The organism is Pseudomonas gozinkensis, from assembly GCF_014863585.1.
Taxonomy (GTDB): Bacteria; Pseudomonadota; Gammaproteobacteria; order Pseudomonadales; family Pseudomonadaceae; genus Aquipseudomonas; species Aquipseudomonas gozinkensis.
In genome coordinates this window covers 978,711-995,811 of record NZ_CP062253.1, presented here as the reverse complement: position 1 = coordinate 995,811, position 17,101 = coordinate 978,711, and the positions used below count along the sequence as shown (strand labels likewise).

The 17,101-nt window shown below is 62.8% G+C and carries 10 protein-coding genes; 4 read left to right on the top strand and 6 right to left on the bottom strand.

Annotation, left to right across the window (positions count from 1 at the left end):
* Positions 1-26 precede the first annotated feature (26 nt).
* On the top strand, positions 27-2,354 hold the full coding sequence (locus IHQ43_RS04290; protein ID WP_192563493.1) for a TonB-dependent receptor: 2,328 nt from the start codon (positions 27-29) through the stop codon (positions 2,352-2,354).
* 132 nt (positions 2,355-2,486) lie between these two features.
* A complete protein-coding gene (locus IHQ43_RS04285) occupies positions 2,487-5,015 on the top strand; it encodes a PepSY domain-containing protein (protein ID WP_192563492.1) in 2,529 nt (842 codons plus the stop codon).
* Between the two features lie 122 nt (positions 5,016-5,137).
* Here the strand turns inward: IHQ43_RS04285 and IHQ43_RS04280 are convergent, their stop codons facing one another.
* The 4 genes from IHQ43_RS04280 to ptsP form a co-directional block, all read right to left on the bottom strand.
* Positions 5,138-6,679 carry an alkaline phosphatase D family protein gene (locus IHQ43_RS04280; RefSeq protein ID WP_192563491.1) on the bottom strand — a complete coding sequence of 514 codons (1,542 nt, stop codon included), beginning with the start codon at positions 6,677-6,679 and terminating at the stop codon, positions 5,138-5,140.
* Between the two features lie 184 nt (positions 6,680-6,863).
* Positions 6,864-8,597, bottom strand: coding sequence for a PTS fructose-like transporter subunit IIB (locus tag IHQ43_RS04275; protein ID WP_192563490.1), 1,734 nt, complete (start codon positions 8,595-8,597; stop codon positions 6,864-6,866).
* Positions 8,598-8,608: 11 nt separating this feature from the next.
* On the bottom strand, positions 8,609-9,550 hold the full coding sequence (pfkB, locus tag IHQ43_RS04270) for a 1-phosphofructokinase (protein ID WP_192563489.1): 942 nt from the start codon (positions 9,548-9,550) through the stop codon (positions 8,609-8,611).
* Entirely contained in the window at positions 9,550-12,411 is a 2,862-nt protein-coding gene (ptsP, locus tag IHQ43_RS04265; RefSeq protein ID WP_192563488.1) for a phosphoenolpyruvate--protein phosphotransferase, read from the bottom strand. The genes pfkB and ptsP overlap by 1 nt, the downstream gene beginning before the upstream one ends.
* Before the next feature lie 306 nt (positions 12,412-12,717).
* Between ptsP and cra the strand changes: the two genes are divergently transcribed.
* A complete protein-coding gene (gene cra / locus IHQ43_RS04260) occupies positions 12,718-13,713 on the top strand; it encodes a catabolite repressor/activator (RefSeq protein ID WP_192563487.1) in 996 nt (331 codons plus the stop codon).
* A 3-nt stretch (positions 13,714-13,716) separates the two neighbouring features.
* Positions 13,717-14,493 (top strand): TatD family hydrolase, encoded by a 777-nt coding sequence (locus IHQ43_RS04255; RefSeq protein WP_192563486.1) that lies wholly within the window; start codon positions 13,717-13,719, stop codon positions 14,491-14,493.
* Here IHQ43_RS04255 and IHQ43_RS04250 read toward each other — a convergent pair whose 3' ends face one another.
* A complete protein-coding gene (locus tag IHQ43_RS04250; protein WP_192563485.1) occupies positions 14,494-14,883 on the bottom strand; it encodes a hypothetical protein in 390 nt (129 codons plus the stop codon). It abuts the gene before it with no gap.
* Between the two features lie 154 nt (positions 14,884-15,037).
* On the bottom strand, positions 15,038-17,068 hold the full coding sequence (locus IHQ43_RS04245) for a methyl-accepting chemotaxis protein (RefSeq protein ID WP_192563484.1): 2,031 nt from the start codon (positions 17,066-17,068) through the stop codon (positions 15,038-15,040).
* Positions 17,069-17,101: the final 33 nt, after the last annotated feature.

Genomic DNA, 17,101 nt, shown 5'->3' with positions numbered 1-17,101 from the left:
TCAAATCCTTGGGGAGGGGAATAAAAATGGCACGTCAACCAGCACAATTACCGGTCAGTTCACCACGTCTGCTCGCTTCCGCCATCGGCGTGGCGATCACCGCCGGCTCCGCAGGCCACATGGTGTTCGCCGCCGAAAAAACCGACAGCAAGGCCACCGGCAATGCCATTGCCCTGGACGCCACCGCCATCACCGGCGAGGCCCAGGACTCGACGTCCTACCAGGTCGAGAAAGCCTCCTCGCCCAAGTACACCGCGCCGCTGGTCGACACGCCGCGCTCGGTCACCGTTATTCCGCAACAAGTCCTGAAGGACACCGGCGCCCTGAACATGCAGGACGCGCTGCGCACCGTACCGGGCATCACCTTCGGTGCCGGTGAAGGCGGCAACCCGCAGGGCGACCGCCCGTTCATCCGCGGTTTCGACGCCCAGGGCGACACCTACCTCGACGGCGTGCGCGACACCGGTTCGCAGAGCCGCGAGATCTTCGCCGTTGAAAACATCGAAGTCAGCAAGGGCCCGAACTCCGCCATCGGTGGTCGCGGCGCGGCGGGCGGCAGCATCAACCTGGTGAGCAAGAAAGCGCACCTGGGCAACTCGTTCGACGGTGGTTTCACCTGGGGCTCCGACCAGACCCAGCGTTACACCCTGGACGGCAACTACCAGTTCAGCGACACCGCTGCCGGCCGTCTGAACCTGATGAGCCACGAGAGCAACGTCGCCGGTCGTGACAGCGTCGACTACGACCGTTGGGGCATCGCGCCTTCCCTGGCTTTTGGCCTGGGCACCGACACCCGCGTCAACCTCGACTACTACCATCTCGAAAGCAACGACACTCCGGACTCGGGCATCCCGTACACCATTCCGAAGGCCGGTTCGGCGGCACGCACCAAGTCCAACCCGGACAAGCCGTACTCGGGTGGCGATCACAGCAACTTCTACGGCCTGGACGGTCGCGACTTCCGCAAGGGCCGCACCGACACCGCGACCTTCGCCATCGAGCATGACCTGAGCGACTCGTTGACCATCAAGAACACCCTGCGTCACGGCACCAGCATGCAGGATTACATCCTGACCCAGCCGGACGACAGCAAGGGCAACGTCAACAACGGCAGCGTCTGGCGTCGTGCGAACACTCGCGTGAGCAACACCGAGACCACTACCAACCAGACTGACCTGTTCGGTAACTTCTACGTTGCCGGCTTCAAGAACAGCTTCTCCACCGGTGTCGAATACACCCGTGAGGAAAGCCAGAAGTCCTCGTACAACGTCAACACCGACACCACGCCGCGCAGCGCTGGCAACTCCAGCACCAACTGCACCCCATCGATGATCGGCGCATCGAGCGGCTACAACTGCACCTCGCTGTCGAACCCGAACCCGAACGATCCGTGGAACGGCGCGATCTCGCGCAACTACGCCGGCACCGACACCCAGTCCGATACCTACGCGCTGTATGTGTTCGACACCCTGGAACTGTCCCAGCAATGGCTGGTGAACATGGGCCTGCGTTACGACCACTTCGAAACCGGCTACAACACTTACAACAACGCTGGCCGCACCACCTCCAAGGGTTCGGACACCAGCGAGTTCGTGACCGGCCAGTTCGGCATCGTCTACAAACCGGCAGAGAACGGCAGCATCTATGCGTCCTACGCCACCTCCGCCACGCCACCGGGCAGCACCCTGGGTGAAGGCATGGACGGCAACCCGCTGGGCGGCACGCCGGATCGCAACGGCAACCTGCTCAAGAGCGATATGGAGCCGGAAACCACCAAGAACTACGAAATCGGTACCAAGTGGGATCTGTTGAACGATCGCCTGTCGCTGACCGCCGACATCTTCCGCACCGAGAAAGAAAACGCGCGTGTCCAGGTGGATACCACCTCGTACGAAAACGCCGGCAAGACGCGCGTACAAGGTATCGAGCTGTCCGCCAGCGGCAAGATCACCGACAAGTGGCAAGTGTTCGCCGGTTACGCCTACATGGACAGCGAACAGGTTGACGGTGGTGACCTGCCGGCCAACAAGGCCAACAACGGTAACGAACTGCCTAACACGCCGAAAAACAGCGCCAGCCTGTGGACCACTTACCAGGTCACGCCGAAGCTGACCATCGGTGGCGGTGCGTTCTACGTGGATGATGTGTTCGGCAGCGTGGCCAACACCACCATGGTCGATTCCTACGTTCGCTACGACGCGATGGCGGCGTACAAGCTGAGCAAGAACGTCGACCTGCAGCTGAACGTGCAGAACCTGACCAACGAAACCTACTACGACAAGGCCTTCTCGACTCACTTCGCCAACCAGGCGGCGGGCCGTACGGCATTGCTGAGCACCAACTTCCACTTCTGATCGAAGAGGGAAGTACCGAGCCCCGTTCATTCATTTGAGCGGGGCTTTTGTGCGTAATAAAGAACGTTTCTCGATAAGCCACGGCATAATGCACGCCGTGAACACAACCTCCGAACGGACAAGGCAAGCGACGTGTTGAAGAAAACCCTGTTCCAGTTGCACTGGTTTTTTGGCATCACTGCCGGGCTGGTGCTGGCCCTGATGGGCATCACCGGCGCTGCCTATTCGTTTCAGGACGAAATTCTCAAAGCCCTCAACCCCTCCGTGTTGCAGGTCGAGAAGCAGGTCGCCGGCGTTCTGCCGCCCGCCGATCTGGTGGCGCAGATCGAAGCGGCCTCGGGCAAGAAAGTCTCGATGCTCTCCGTCGAAACCGAAAGCGGCAGCGCCGGGCGCGTCTGGTTCACCCCGCCCAAAGGCGAGCGTCGGGGCGAGATGCGTTACTTCGATCCCTACACCGCCGAGTTCAAGGGCGAGGCCACGGGCCAGGATTTCTTCGGCCTGATGCTGCAACTGCACCGGTTCCTCGCCATGGGCGATACCGGCCGCAACATCACCGGCGCCTGCACCCTGATGCTGCTGTTCTTCTGCCTGTCCGGTCTCTATCTGCGCTGGCCGCGCCAGTGGAACAGCTGGCGTGTGTGGCTGACCCTCGACTGGAAGAAAAAGGGCCGCAGCTTCAACTGGGATCTGCACTCGGTGTTCGGCACCTGGTGCATGCTGGTTTACCTGTTGCTGGCGCTGACCGGACTGTCCTGGTCTTACGAGTGGTACAACAAAGGCCTGACGAAATTGCTTTCCGATGCGCCGCAGAACGAACGTGTGCGCGGCGGACGCGGCCCCGCACCTGAAGGCCCGGCGCCGACTGCCGATTACGCCGCGATGTGGGTCAGCATCTACAGCACCGCTGGTCCGGGCCTCGCCGCCTACAACATCCGCATGCCGCCCGTGGCCGGTCAACCGGCGACCGTGTTCTATCTGCTCGACAGCTCGCCCCATGACCGCGCGCTGAACCAGATCACCCTCGACCCGGCCACCGGCGTCGTCAAACGCGTCGACCGCTACGCCGACAAAAGCTTCAAGGCGCAATTGCTGACCAGCATTTACGCGCTGCATGTCGGCAGCTATTTCGGTCTGGTCGGACGGATCATCGTCACCGTCGCGGCGGTGTTGATGCCGCTGTTCTTCATCACCGGCTGGCTGCTGTACCTGGATCGCCGGCGCAAGAAAAAGCAGATCAAGGATGCCCGCCAAGGCCTCGACCAACCGGCCGGCGATACGCCCGCGTGGCTGATCGGTTTCGCCAGCCAGAGCGGTTTTGCCGAGCAACTGGCGTGGCAGACCGCCGGGCAGTTGCAGGCAGCCGGATTGCCGGTGAAGGTGCAGCCGCTGGCGAATGTCAGCGAGCAGGATCTGCGCGAATCGAACAACGCGCTGTTCGTGGTCAGTACCTTCGGCGACGGCGAAGCGCCGGACAGCGCTCGCGGTTTCGAGCGCAAGGTACTGAAGAACGCCTCGACCCTCGACAGCCTCAACTACGCCGTACTCGGCCTCGGCGATCGCCAGTACAAACACTTCTGCGGTTTCGCCCGGCGCCTGCATCAATGGCTGGGCGAGCATGGCGGCAAAACCCTGTTCGCCCCGGTGGAAGTCGACAGCGGCGATCCTTACGCCCTGCGTCACTGGCAAACCCAGCTGGGCCTGCTCACCGGGCAAGCACCGGTCGACACCTGGCAGGCACCGAGCTACGAGAACTGGACGCTGGTGCGCCGCGAGCTGATGAACCCGGACAGCAGCGGCTCCCCCGTTTTCCTGCTCGGCCTGACGGCACCGACTTCGCGCAGCTGGCTGGCCGGCGATCTGGTGGAAATGCTGCCGCGCAACTGCCCGTGGGCGATCGAGCATTTCCTCGACGGCCTCGGCATCCGTGGCGAGACCAGCGTCAAGGTCAACGGCCTGGAAGAGTCGCTGGAAGTCGCCCTCGCCACCCGCCAGTTGCCCGAGCACCGCGCCCATCTGGTAGGCCTGCACGCGCAGGCGCTGGTCGATGCGATGGTGCCGCTGGCCATGCGCGAATACTCGATCGCCTCGATTGCCGCCGACGGCGTGCTGGAGCTGATCGTGCGCCAGGAACAGCATGCCGACGGCAGCCTCGGCATCGGTTCCGGCTGGCTGACCGAGCATGCTCCGGTCGGCGGCAGCATCAGCCTGCGGGTCCGCCGCAACAGCGGTTTCCATCTGCCGAACGCGCCGGTGCCGATGATTCTGCTGGGCAACGGCACCGGCCTCGCCGGCTTGCGCAGCTTGCTCAAGGCGCGGATCGCCGACAATCAACAACGCCACTGGCTGCTGTTTGGCGAACGCAATCGCGAGCACGATTTCCTTTGCCGTGCGGAGCTGGAAGAGTGGTTGATCAATGGCGATCTGGAACGCCTCGATCTGGCGTTCTCGCGGGATCAGGCCGAGAAGATTTACGTGCAGGATCGCCTGCGCGAATCGGCAGATGAGTTGAAGAAATGGCTGGCGGACGGCGCGGTGATCTACATCTGCGGCAGCCTTCAAGGCATGGCTTCAGGGGTGGATCAGGTGCTCAATGAAGTGCTGGGCGCCGCCGAAGTCGAACGCCTGATCGAACAGGGTCGCTATTGCCGCGACGTTTACTGACCACACATAACAACTGTGGGAGCGAGCTTGCTCGCGATGAGGGTTCTACATTCAACACATTTGTTGTCTGTTATACCGCTATCGCGAGCAAGCTCGCTCCCACAGGTTTTTTTGCGGTGAACTCAAGTCGGTTGCAGCTTCTGCTCAAACACCGCAACACCCTCCAGATCCCGCAACACCACGCTCATCTCCCCGCTCTGCCCTTCAATATTCACCTCACCGAAAAACTGAAACCCGGCGAATGGCGAAGTGTTCTGCACCGCCGGTGCTTTCTCGAACACCACTTGCGGTCCAAAGGTCTTGTCCAGCGGATTGGGCCCGAAACTGCCGGCGTTCAACGGTCCTGCGACAAATTCCCAGAACGGTTCGAAATCCTGGAACGCCGCGCGATCCGGGTGATAGTGGTGCGCCGCGCAGTAATGCACGTCCGCCGTCAGGAACACGAAATTGCGCACCTGCTGCGCGCGCAAAAAGCCCAGCAATTCGGCGATTTCCAGTTCACGGCCCTGAGCCGGACCTGGGTCGCCGTTGGCCACCGCTTCCCAGCGCGCGACACCGGGGCTGACCTCGCCATCCGGCACGCCGAGGCCGATCGGCATGTCGGCGGCGATGACTTTCCACTGGGCTTTCGAGGCCTTCAGTCCGCGCTTGAGCCAGTTCAGTTGCTCACGCCCGAGGAACGGTTTTTCCGCACCGAGATTGTCGTCGTTGGCCCCGCGATAACTGCGCATGTCGAGCACGAACACATCGAGCATCGGCCCGTAACTCAGCTTGCGGTAAATCCGCCCGCCACCATCGGCAGCCTGCAAACGCATCGGCGAATATTCGAGCCAGGCCTGGCGCGCACGACCGACCAGAGTGTGGATATTTTTTTCCTGATAACGCTCGTCGAGCTGCTTGCCCGGCGACCAGTTGTTGACCACTTCATGGTCGTCCCACTGCCAGATCTGCGGCACTTCGGCATTGAAGCGACGGACGTTTTCGTCCATCAGGTTGTAGCGGTAATTGCCGCGATAATCGTCGAGGGTCTGGGCGACCTTGCTCTTGGCTTCGGTGGTGAGGTTGCGCCAGATCCGGCCACCTTCCGTGGTCAGTTGCGCCGGCACCGGGCCGTCGGCGTAGATGGTGTCGCCGCTGTGGATAAAGAAGTCCGGCAGGCGCATGCGCATGGCTTCATAGATGCGCATGCCGCCGATATCGGGGTTGATGCCGAAGCCCTGACCGACGGTGTCGCCGCTCCAGACAAAACGGATATTGCGCCGCGCTGTCGGCGCACTGCGCAAGTGGCCGAGCCACGGTTCGCTGGCAACGCCGGTGCGGGCGTCCTTGAAATACACGCGGTAAAAAATCGCCTGATCGGCGGGCAGCCCGGTGAGTTCGACGCGGGCGGTGAAATCGCTGCGGGCATCGGCCAGTGCCGAGACGACCCGGCGCGGATGGCGGAACTGGCTGCGAGTGTCCCACTCCACCACCATCTGCGCCGGGCGGTCGGCGCGGCTCCAGATCATCGCCCGGTCGCCCTGCAGGTCGCCGGATTGCACGCCATCAGTGAGTTGCGGTCGATCCTTGACCGACGCGATCACGGCCGGCGCCAGCCCCGGCATCAGCAAACCGGCGCCGACGGCTTGCATCACGCGGCGGCGACCGGGATTGAAATCGCTCATGGTGTTCTCCCTGAAAAAAGGAAAACTTAAACACGGGATCATGAATTGGGGATGACAACACATCCCCTGTGGGAGCGAGCTTGGTCCGGGCGGCGATCCGACGAAAGCGTCGGATCAGTCAATACATCTGTTGAAGGTCAAACCGCGTTCGCGAGCAAGCTCGCTCCCACAAGTTTTCGCAGTGTCACGCTTTCGCGGGCTCCAGCGCCAGTTCCACGGCTTCCGGCCGCTTGACCAGCGCATACACCACCGCCGTCAGCAGGCTGCCCGCGACAATCGCCAGCAGGTACAACAGCGCATGGTTGATCGCGTTCGGAATTGCCAGCACGAACAGGCCACCGTGGGGCGCCATCAGTTTGCAGCCGAAATACATCGACAGCGCACCGGTCAACGCACCGCCGGCGATGCTCGCCGGGATCACCCGCAACGGGTCTTTCGCGGCAAACGGAATCGCCCCTTCAGAGATGAAGCACAAGCCGAGCACCAACGCCGCTTTACCGGCTTCGCGCTCGGTCTGGGCGAACTTGCGACGGGCGATGAAAGTGGCGATGCCCAGACCGATCGGCGGCACCATGCCGGCGGCCATGGTCGCGGCCATCGGTGCATAACTCTGCGAGGCCAGCAGCCCCACCGAGAACGCATACGCGGCCTTGTTGATCGGCCCGCCGAGGTCAACGCACATCATGCCGCCCAGCAGCACACCGAGCAGGATCGCGTTGGTGGTGCCCATGCTGTCGAGGAAATGCGTCAGCGCCGCGAGCATTCCGGCCACCGGTTTGCCGACCACGTAAATCATCACCAGCCCGGTGAACAGACTGGCGAACAACGGAATGATCAGAATCGGCTTCAGCGCCTCCAGACTTTGCGGCAGCGCCACATACCGACTGATCGCCTTGGCCGCATAGCCTGCGATAAATCCGGCGACGATCCCGCCGATGAAGCCGGCGCCCAGAGTGCTCGCCAGCAAACCACCGATCATGCCCGGCGCCAGACCGGGACGGTCGGCAATCGACCAGGCGATGTAACCGGCCAGCAGCGGCACCATCAATTTGAACGCAGTCTCGCCACCGATCTGCATCAGCGCTGCCGCCAGCGTGCCCTCTTCCTTGAACGCGGTGATGCCGAACACGAACGACAAGGCGATCATCAAGCCGCCCGCCACCACCATCGGCAGCATGAACGACACACCGGTCAGCAGGTGTTTGTAGACGCCGCTTTTCTCTTGTTTGGCCGGGGCCTTGCCGTCGCTCGCAGCACTTTCCTGCTTGCCTTCGGCCAGGGCTTTTTTCAGCGTGGCCTCGGATTGCTTCAAGGCAATGCCGGTGCCGCAGCGGTAGATTTTCTTGCCGGCGAAACGCTCGGTGGCGACTTCGATGTCAGCCGCCAGCAGCACCACGTCAGCCTCGGCAATCGCTGCCGCGCTCAGCGGATTGCGCGCGCCGACCGAGCCCTGGGTTTCGACTTGCAGGTCGTAGCCCAGACGCTTGGCAGCTTGCTGCAAGGCTTCGGCGGCCATGAAGGTGTGAGCGACGCCGGTCGGGCAGGCGGTGACCGCGACCAGACGTGGAGCTTGTGCGCTGGCAACCACGGGCGGCATTTCGTCAGCGACGTAAACCTCGGCCTCGACGGCGCCACGCCGCAGCACGTCTTCGACATCCTGCAGGGCTTGCGCCGGCGCGATCCGAAAGACTTTATTGCCGATGAACCGGGTCATGTCCACCGGTCCCGTGGCCACCAGCAACACCCATTCGGCGGCTTCGATGGTGGCCGCCGACAATTCGCGTTCCGGGTGCGCCGCATCCACCACTTCGACGCTGGTGCTCCAGCCCTGACGCTGGGCCGCAGCATCCAGCAACCGGGCGCACAGCACACTGGTGACCATGCCGTTCGGGCAGGACGTGACAATGGCTAACTTCATGACAAACCCTCTTATTGTTCTGTCAGGGGGCGCACGCGCACGCCCTGTTCGAGCTGCGTCAGTTGCGCAGCATCGTGAATACCGAATCCGATCTGGGTCACCGCCTGCGCTGCAATCGCCGTGGCCGTGCGCAGGGTCTGTTCCGGTGTGTCGGCGCTGAGCAGACCGTGGAGCATGCCGGCCAGCAACGAATCGCCGGCACCGACCGTGCTGGCGACGCTGACCTTCGGCGGCGTCGCCTGCAGCGCCGAGCCGACACTGAACCAGTTCACGCCTTCGGCGCCGTGGGAAATCACCACGTGCTCGATGCCCTGGGCGTGCAACCGATTGGCCGCTTCAGCCTGAGACCCGTGCGACACCACTTCACAGCCCAGCGCATCGGCCAGCTCTTCGGTGTTCGGTTTGATCAGCCATGGACCGGCCTTGAGCGCTGCGCGCAAGGCGTCGCCGCTGGTGTCCAGGGCGACTTTCAGGCCCAACGCTTTCAAGCGCTCGACCAGTTCGCGCAACCACTGTGCACTGACCCCGCGCGGCAGGCTGCCGGCGACCACCACCGCGTCATGCCCCGGTGCAATCTGCACCAGACGATCCAGCAACGCCTGTTGCGCCACCACGCCCACTACCGGCCCCGGGCCGTTGATGTCGGTGATGCGGCCATCCTGTTCCGCGACCTTGATGTTGCTGCGGGTCTCGCCCGGCACCCGGATAAACGCATCGGTGAAACCGCGCTTGGCGAACAGGGTTTCGAAGGCTTGCAGATTGTCTTCGCCGAGAAAGCCGCTGACCGTCAGTTGATGACCGAGATCAGCCAGCACTTGCGCGACGTTGACGCCCTTGCCGGCGGCGTGGGTGTGCATCTCGTCGCTGCGGTTGACCTGACCGGCCTCCAGACGTGGCAACTGCACCGTGAGGTCCAGCGCCGGGTTGAGGGTCAGGGTGAGAATCTTGGCCATTACAGGGCCTCCACTAATGCGCGCACTTCGTTGGCGCTGCCCACGGCCAGGGCTTGTTGAGCAAGGGTTTGGGTCTGGGTCAGGCTGAGTTCGCGGATGCGCGCCTTGACCTCGGCGATGCTGCGCCCGGAGACGCTCAGTTCATCCACACCGAGGCCGACCAGCACCGGCACCGCCAGCGGATCCGCCGCCAGTTCGCCGCAGACGCCGACCCATTTGCCATGGGCATGGGCCGCGCGCACGGTGATGTCGATCAGTTGCAGCACCGCCGGGTGCAGGCCGTCCGCCTGGGCGGACAGGGTCGGATGACCACGGTCGATCGCCAGCGTGTACTGGGTCAGGTCGTTGGTGCCGACACTGAAGAAGTCCACCTCTTTGGCCAGTACCGGCGCCAGCAATGCGGCGGACGGCACTTCGATCATGATCCCAAGTTGCAGATCGGCCACCGGGATTTCCAGGCGCAGGCGTTCGGTCATGTCGCGGGCCTGACGCCATTCTTCGACGCTGCCGACCATCGGGAACATGATCCGCAATGGACGGTTGTCCGCCGAACGCAGCAAGGCGCGCAATTGCGCTTCCATGATCTGCGGACGCTGCAAGGTCAGGCGAATGCCGCGCACGCCGAGGAACGGGTTTTCTTCCTTGGCGATCGGCCAATACGGCAGCGGTTTGTCGCCGCCAACGTCGAGGGTGCGCACCACCAGCGGCCGACCGGCGAGGCCGTCGAGGACGCGGCGGTATTCAGCTTCCTGGGTCGCTTCGTCCGGCGCTTGCGGATGGGCCATGAAAATCAGTTCGGTGCGCAACAGACCGATGCCTTCGGCGCCCTGCTCCACCGCGCTGATCACACCGGCGCTTTCACCGATGTTGGCGAACACTTCCACGGCATGGCCGTCGGTGGTGTGCGCCGGTTGATGACGTTGCTCGGCGGCGGCTTTCAGGCGTTGTTCGCGGGTGTCGCGCTCTTCGCTGGCGCGTTGCAGGGTCGCGGCATCCGCGTCCACATGCAGGCGACCGCGCTGGCCGTCGAGCAGCAACGGCGTGCCCGGTTTCAGCAGCAACACCGCAGCGCCCGCACCGACCAGCGCCGGAATGCCCAGCGCGCGAGCCACGATTGCGCTGTGTGCGGTGGCGCCACCACGGGCAGTGAGAATCCCCGCGACCCGCGCCGGATCCAGCCGCGCGACGTCGGACGGGCCGACCTCGTCCATCACCAGAATGTACGGTTGCTCAGGCTCGGCGGGCGTCTGCACGCCACACAGTTGCGCCAGCACCCGGCGACCAATGTCGCGCAGGTCGGCGGCGCGTTCGGCGAGCAACGCGTCCTGCAACGATTCCTGTTGCTTCGCGGCGGCCTCGATCACGGCCATCCACGCCGCCTCGGCGCTTTCGCCCTGCTTGAGGCGGGTGTCGACTTCGTCGGTGAGTTCCGGGTCGTCGAGCATTTCCTGGTGGGTGATGAAAATCTCGCGGATCGCCTTGGCCTTGCTGCGCTCGATCAGGCCCTGAATGTCCTGGCGCACGTCGGTCAGCGCTTGCTTGAGACGCTCGCGCTCGATGGCGGCGGACTCGCCGCGCAACGGGTAATCGATGGTTTGCTGGACCTGAATATGCGCCGGGCCGATGGCGATGCCGGGGGCGGCAGGAATCGCTTGCAGCAGGCTGCCGGAGGCCGGGGCGCTCAGGACTTCGGCGATGTCGGCAATGACTTCGCGCTGCTGACTGACGGCTGGCAGCGGCTCGACTTCTTCGCCGAGGCCTTCTTCGATGGCGGCCAGCAACGCCGGCAGGGCGTCAGCGGCGATGCTCGGTTCGGCGATGATTTCCAGCACCTGCCCGCGACGGGCGCCGAGGCTCAGCAGTTTGCTCAGGCTCTTCACCGACACGGCGCTGTCCTGACCGTCAACGATGCGCACACGAATTTCGCCGTCAAAACTCTTCGCCAGTTGCGCGAGAATCTTCGCCGGCCGCGCGTGCAAACCATGGGCGTTGGCCAATGCGATACGCGCGCTCGGCCAGTCGGCCGGCAACTCGCCGCCGAGCACTTCGAGGACTTTACGGCTGCTGGTGGCGCGGCCCAGTTCATGGCCGCGACCTTCGATCAGCAACGCGCACAACCGCTCGAGCAACGCCTGATGCGCTTCACCGAGGCTGGCCAGACAGAACAGACCGCTGAGCGGCTGGCCGAGGTAACGCATCGGTTTGTCGGGCGTGACGAACGCCAGGCCCGGACGCTTCACGGTCTGCTCGCTGTGCAGCCACCACAGGCCATCGCCCAGCGGCAGCGCTTCGACCTGCTGCAACACCCCGGCGAAACCGTTGCTCACGCAATCGGCCTGACGTAGCAGACGTGCCCCGCGCCAGACCAGTTCTTCGAAATCGTCGGCGGAGACCCCGAGGCCGATCATCTGCGCATCCAGCGCCAGCTCTTGCGGTGCACCTTGCAGCAGTTTCAGCAGCGCTTCGGGCGAACTGGCACGGCGCAGGGCCTGGCCCAGATCGGTCTCGCCGAGGGCGCGGGTCAGCAATTGCAGCAGGCGCAAATGTTCGTCGGATTTGGCGGCGATGCCGATGGCCAGATAAACGATCTGGCCATCGCCCCAGTCCACGCCGTCGGGAAACTGCATCAGCCGCACGCCGGTGGCGAACACCTGATCGCGGGTTTCGGGCGTGCCGTGGGGGATCGCAATGCCTTGGCCGAGGAAGGTCGAGCCCTGAGCCTCCCGGGCCTGCAGGCCGGCGAGGTATCCGTCGGCGACGAGGCCATCGGCGACCAGATGACTGGCCAGCAATTGCAAAGCGGCGGGTTTATCCACAGCCGACTGGCCCATGGATATCTGCTCTACAGTGAGCTCGAGCATGCGATCTCCTTTTTGACGCATTCATGCGCCAGGTATTGTTTTGAATGGTTGCAGCTTAGGCGCTTGTAGGCTTCCTTTTCAGGAGGCAGTTTTGGCGGTTTCACGGCAGAACCGGCCAAAGGCGTCTAAAACGTAGAAAATACGCTTGCTGAAACGTTTAATCTAGATTGATCGGCACGTTACTCGATAATGCCCCATCCTTGAAGTCCAACTTGTCGGATGCGCTGAGACAATGGTCGCCTGCCTGAATCGGGTAGGATTGGCGAAAATGTCGCGGCAAGCTCGAAAAAACAAGGAAATCCCGGGTTGAAACTCAGTGATATCGCGCGGTTGGCCGGAGTGTCCGTGACCACCGCCAGCTACGTCATCAACGGCAAGGCCGAACAGCAACGCATCAGCAACGCCACCGTCGAGCGGGTGCGGGCGGTGGTCGATCTGCACGGCTTTACCCCCAATCCACAGGCGGCCGGGCTGCGCAGTCGGCACACCCGGACCCTGGGTTTTATCCTGCCGGATCTGGAAAACCCCAGTTACGCGCGGATCGCCAAACTGCTGGAGCAAGGCGCCCGGGCTCGCGGTTATCAGCTGCTGATCGCCAGCTCCGACGATGCACCGGACAGCGAGCGGCAACTGCTGCAACTGTTCCGCGCCCGGCGCTGCGATGCGTTGATCGTCGCCAGTTGCCTGCCCGCCGGTGACGACAGTTATCGTCAGTTGCAGGCCAAGGGCCTGCCGATCATTGCCATCGACCGGGTGATGGATGCCGAATACTTCTGCTCGGTGGTCAGCGATGACCGTGAAGCCAGCCTGCACTTGACCGAAAGCCTGCTCGAGTCGCAGCCAAAGCAGATCGTGCTGCTGGGCGCGCGTCCGGAACTGAGCATCAGCCAGGAACGTGCCGCCGGGTTCAAACAGGCCCTCGCCGGGTTCAAGGGCGAAGTGCTGATCGAACACGCCGAATCCTTCAGCCGCGAGTGCGGCAAGCAGTTGATGGAGGAACTCCTGCAACGTCTCGGGCATTTGCCGGACGCGCTGGTGACCACGTCCTACGTGTTGCTGCAGGGTGTGTTCGACGCGCTGCACGACTACCCGCTCAAATCCCGCCCGCTGCGCCTCGGCACATTTGGCGACACCCAGTTGCTCGACTTCCTGCCGCTACCGGTCAATGCCATGGCCCAGCAGCACCAGTTGATCGCCGACAAGGCGCTGGAACTGGCGCTGGCGGCGGTCGAACAATCGGACTACCAGCCTGGCGTGCAGGCCATCGCCCGTACCTTCAAGCAGCGTATTCACCGGGACTGAGCCGTGGAGCTGATCGACAGCCACACCCATCTGGACTTCCCCGACTTCGACGCCGACCGCGCGGCGCTGCTGAGCGAAAGCCGCGCCCTCGGGGTGCGGCGAATGGTGGTGCTCGGGGTCTACGAGGCGAACTGGCAGCGGGTGTGGGATCTGGTGCAAAGCGACACCGACTTGTACGCCGCGTTCGGGTTGCACCCGGTGTATCTCGATCAGCATCGGCCTGCAGACCTGCTTGCTCTGGGCGACTGGCTGACACGGCTAAAGGGTCATCGGCAGCTGTGTGCAGTCGGCGAAATCGGCCTGGATTACTTCGTCGAAACCCTCGACCGCGAACGCCAGCAAGCGCTGTTCGAGGCACAGCTGCAACTGGCGGCGGATTTTGAACTGCCGGCATTGATCCATGTACGGCGCAGCCATGCGGCGGTGATTGCCACGCTCAAGCGCTTCAAGCTCAAACGCGCCGGGATCATCCACGCTTTCGCCGGCAGCCGTGAAGAAGCGCGGGAATACATCAAACTCGGTTTCAAACTCGGCCTTGGCGGTGCGCCAACCTGGCCGCAGGCATTGCGTATGCACCGGGTGCTGGCCGACTTGCCGCTGAATTCAGTGGTGCTGGAAACCGACTCACCGGACATGGCGCCCGCCATGTTTCCCGGCGTGCGCAATACGCCTGCGCATCTGCCGGCGATTTGCACGTCACTCGCCGCATTGATGAACATCAGTGCACAAGAACTTGCCGCCGCCAGTACCGCCAACAGCTGCGACGTGTTCGGCTGGTAGTCAGTCGGCGTGGGCCTTGGCCGCGTCGAGAATCAGGGTCAGGTGCTGGCGCTGGCGGGCATAACGAATCACTGCGAAGTACACGAAAATCGCGATCAGCGACGCGTTCAACTGCTCGGTGACGCTGAGCAACCCTACCCACTCCATCACCAACGCCACCAGCAGCGCGGTGCACACCGTCACCAGTGCACTGGCGCGCAGCAGGCCAAGTGAATCGAGCGAACGGAAGCGTTTGATCTGCTTCGGGCAGCGCAACTCCAGGCTTTTCTGGCAATGGGCGCAGGTGAAGGCTTCGTGAATCGAGATGGCATTGAGCTGCCAAGGCTTGAGCACCAGCGTAGTCTGGCAGTGGGCGCAATGGCCCTGAACTCCCAGGGTTGCGACGGACATGAGCGGCCTCCTCCAAGTGGTCAATGAACTGAGCTTGGTTCATTGAAGACGAAAATCCAGCCCCCGGAGGAAATCAGGATTTGGCTTACAGATGTAAGCAAAAAAGTACTACAAGGCATTCCGAAAAAACCTGCCTCACAAGAGGCAGGTCCATTCAAACCCGGAACGCGCTGATCAATTGCTTCAACTCAACCACCTGTGCCGATAGCGCGCGGCTGGCATCTTCAGTCTGATGGGCACCTTCTGCGGTGCGCTCGCCGGCACGGTTGATCTCGACGATGTTCTGGTCGATGTCGTGGGCGACGGCCGTCTGTTGCTCGACGGCGGCGGCGATCTGCTGGTTCTGGTCGACGATCATGCCGACAGCGCCGAGGATGTTTTCCAGCGCCTGCTGGACCTTTTCCGATTGCCCCACCGTGCCGTTGGCCATCTGATGGCTGACACCCATGGCCTTCACCGCGGCGCCGACGCCGCCGTGGAGCTTGGCGATCATCTGTTCGATTTCTTCGGTCGATTGCTGGGTGCGTCTGGCCAGGGTCCGGACTTCGTCAGCGACCACGGCAAAACCGCGTCCCTGCTCACCGGCCCGCGCCGCTTCAATCGCGGCGTTGAGCGCCAGCAGATTGGTCTGCTCGGCGATGCTCTTGATCACTTCCAGAACGCGGCTGATTGACTGGCTGTCGCTGGCCAACTGGTTGATCACCAGCACCGATTGATCGATTTCGCTCGCCAGTGCCGCGATGCTGCCCTGTTGTGATTCCACCAGCCCACGACCACTGATGGTTTCGTCGTTCACGCTGTGGGCGCTGCTGACCGCTGCCGCCGCACTGCGTGCCACCTCCAGCGATGTCGCCGACATCTGGTTCATCGCGGTGGCTACTTGCTCGATTTGCGTGCGTTGCCCGGCGACTGCCTGGTTACTTTGCGCCGAGACGTTTTCCACCTGCCCCGCCTGCCGCTCGACCTCGCCCACGGTGTGGCCGACCCGTTCGATCAGGTCATGGATTTTCCTCACCGTACCGTTGAACACTTCCCCCAACTCACCGAGTTCATCGCGACTATTGGCGTGGAAATTCACCGTCATGTCGCCCGCCGCCACCTTGTCCATCATGGCGCCGAGGTTTTTCAGCGTGGCGCGGGTCGACGCGTAAAAACCGCCATAGAGATAGAAAATCAGCACGAACACCACCGACAGCGCCACAGCTTGCAGCACCATGTGCGTGCGGTTTTGCCCCAGGCGCTGCTGCAATTGGGTGTCGAGGAATTTCAGGGTGGCGTCGTTGAGCTGATAGGTGTGGTCCATCAGCCCGGTGACCTGGTCGTAAAATGCCTGCCATGGCGCGTCGAGCGTTTCGGCCATCACCACTTGTTCTTCGATCAGTGTGCCGGCCTGCTTCAGCGACGCCTTGCTGGCATCGGCCGGAGCGCTCAGGGAATCACGGGCGGCTTTGCTCGAACCCAGTGCGTCCTGCAATTTCAGACCGTACTCGGCCTGAAGTTTTTCGATCTGCACCAGCAACTCGTCGAAACGGGTGCTCGACGAACTGTTGAGAAAGCCCTGGCCCAAAGAATACGAGCCCATTGCCCGACCTTCGCCCAAGGCCTGGGTGACGGCCGGTGTGATCGCGGTGATCAGCTCGCTGAGCTGACGTATGTCGCTCTGGTTGTCACGGCTCAACCCGGCCTGACTGGCCACGATCTGGCTGAAAATCTGCGCATTGCCCAGCAGTTTGCCGATCAGCGCACTTTTGCTTTGCAGGGAGTTTTCCGCTTGCTGGGCCTTGAACGCAGCGATCATTTCATCGCGTTTGGCGTCGAAGAATTTGATCTGCTCCGGATCTTCGGTCATGGGCGTCAGCCCTTGCAGGCGCGCCACAACGTTTTGCTCAAGGTGGGTGATCTGCGCCTCGACATTGCCGGCCTTGCCGGACTGTCCGAGGGTGACGTTGATCTGCACCAGATTGTTGAGGGTTTCCAGATCCCGGCGCAGGGCCAGACTGCTACCCAGCAGATCAAGGCTCTGCAGCTCCACCCGGGTGCCCTGGAATTCGCGATAGGAATCGCGCACCAGATAGAAATTGGTCACCAGCATCGGCACCAGGAACAGCACGCTGATCAGGCTGAACTTCATGCCGAAGCTCAAGCGGTTCATCAGCGAGACGGCGGGATAGAGCAAGCTCTTCACTGGAAGTCTCCCTTGGTTTTTTCTTGTTTTTAT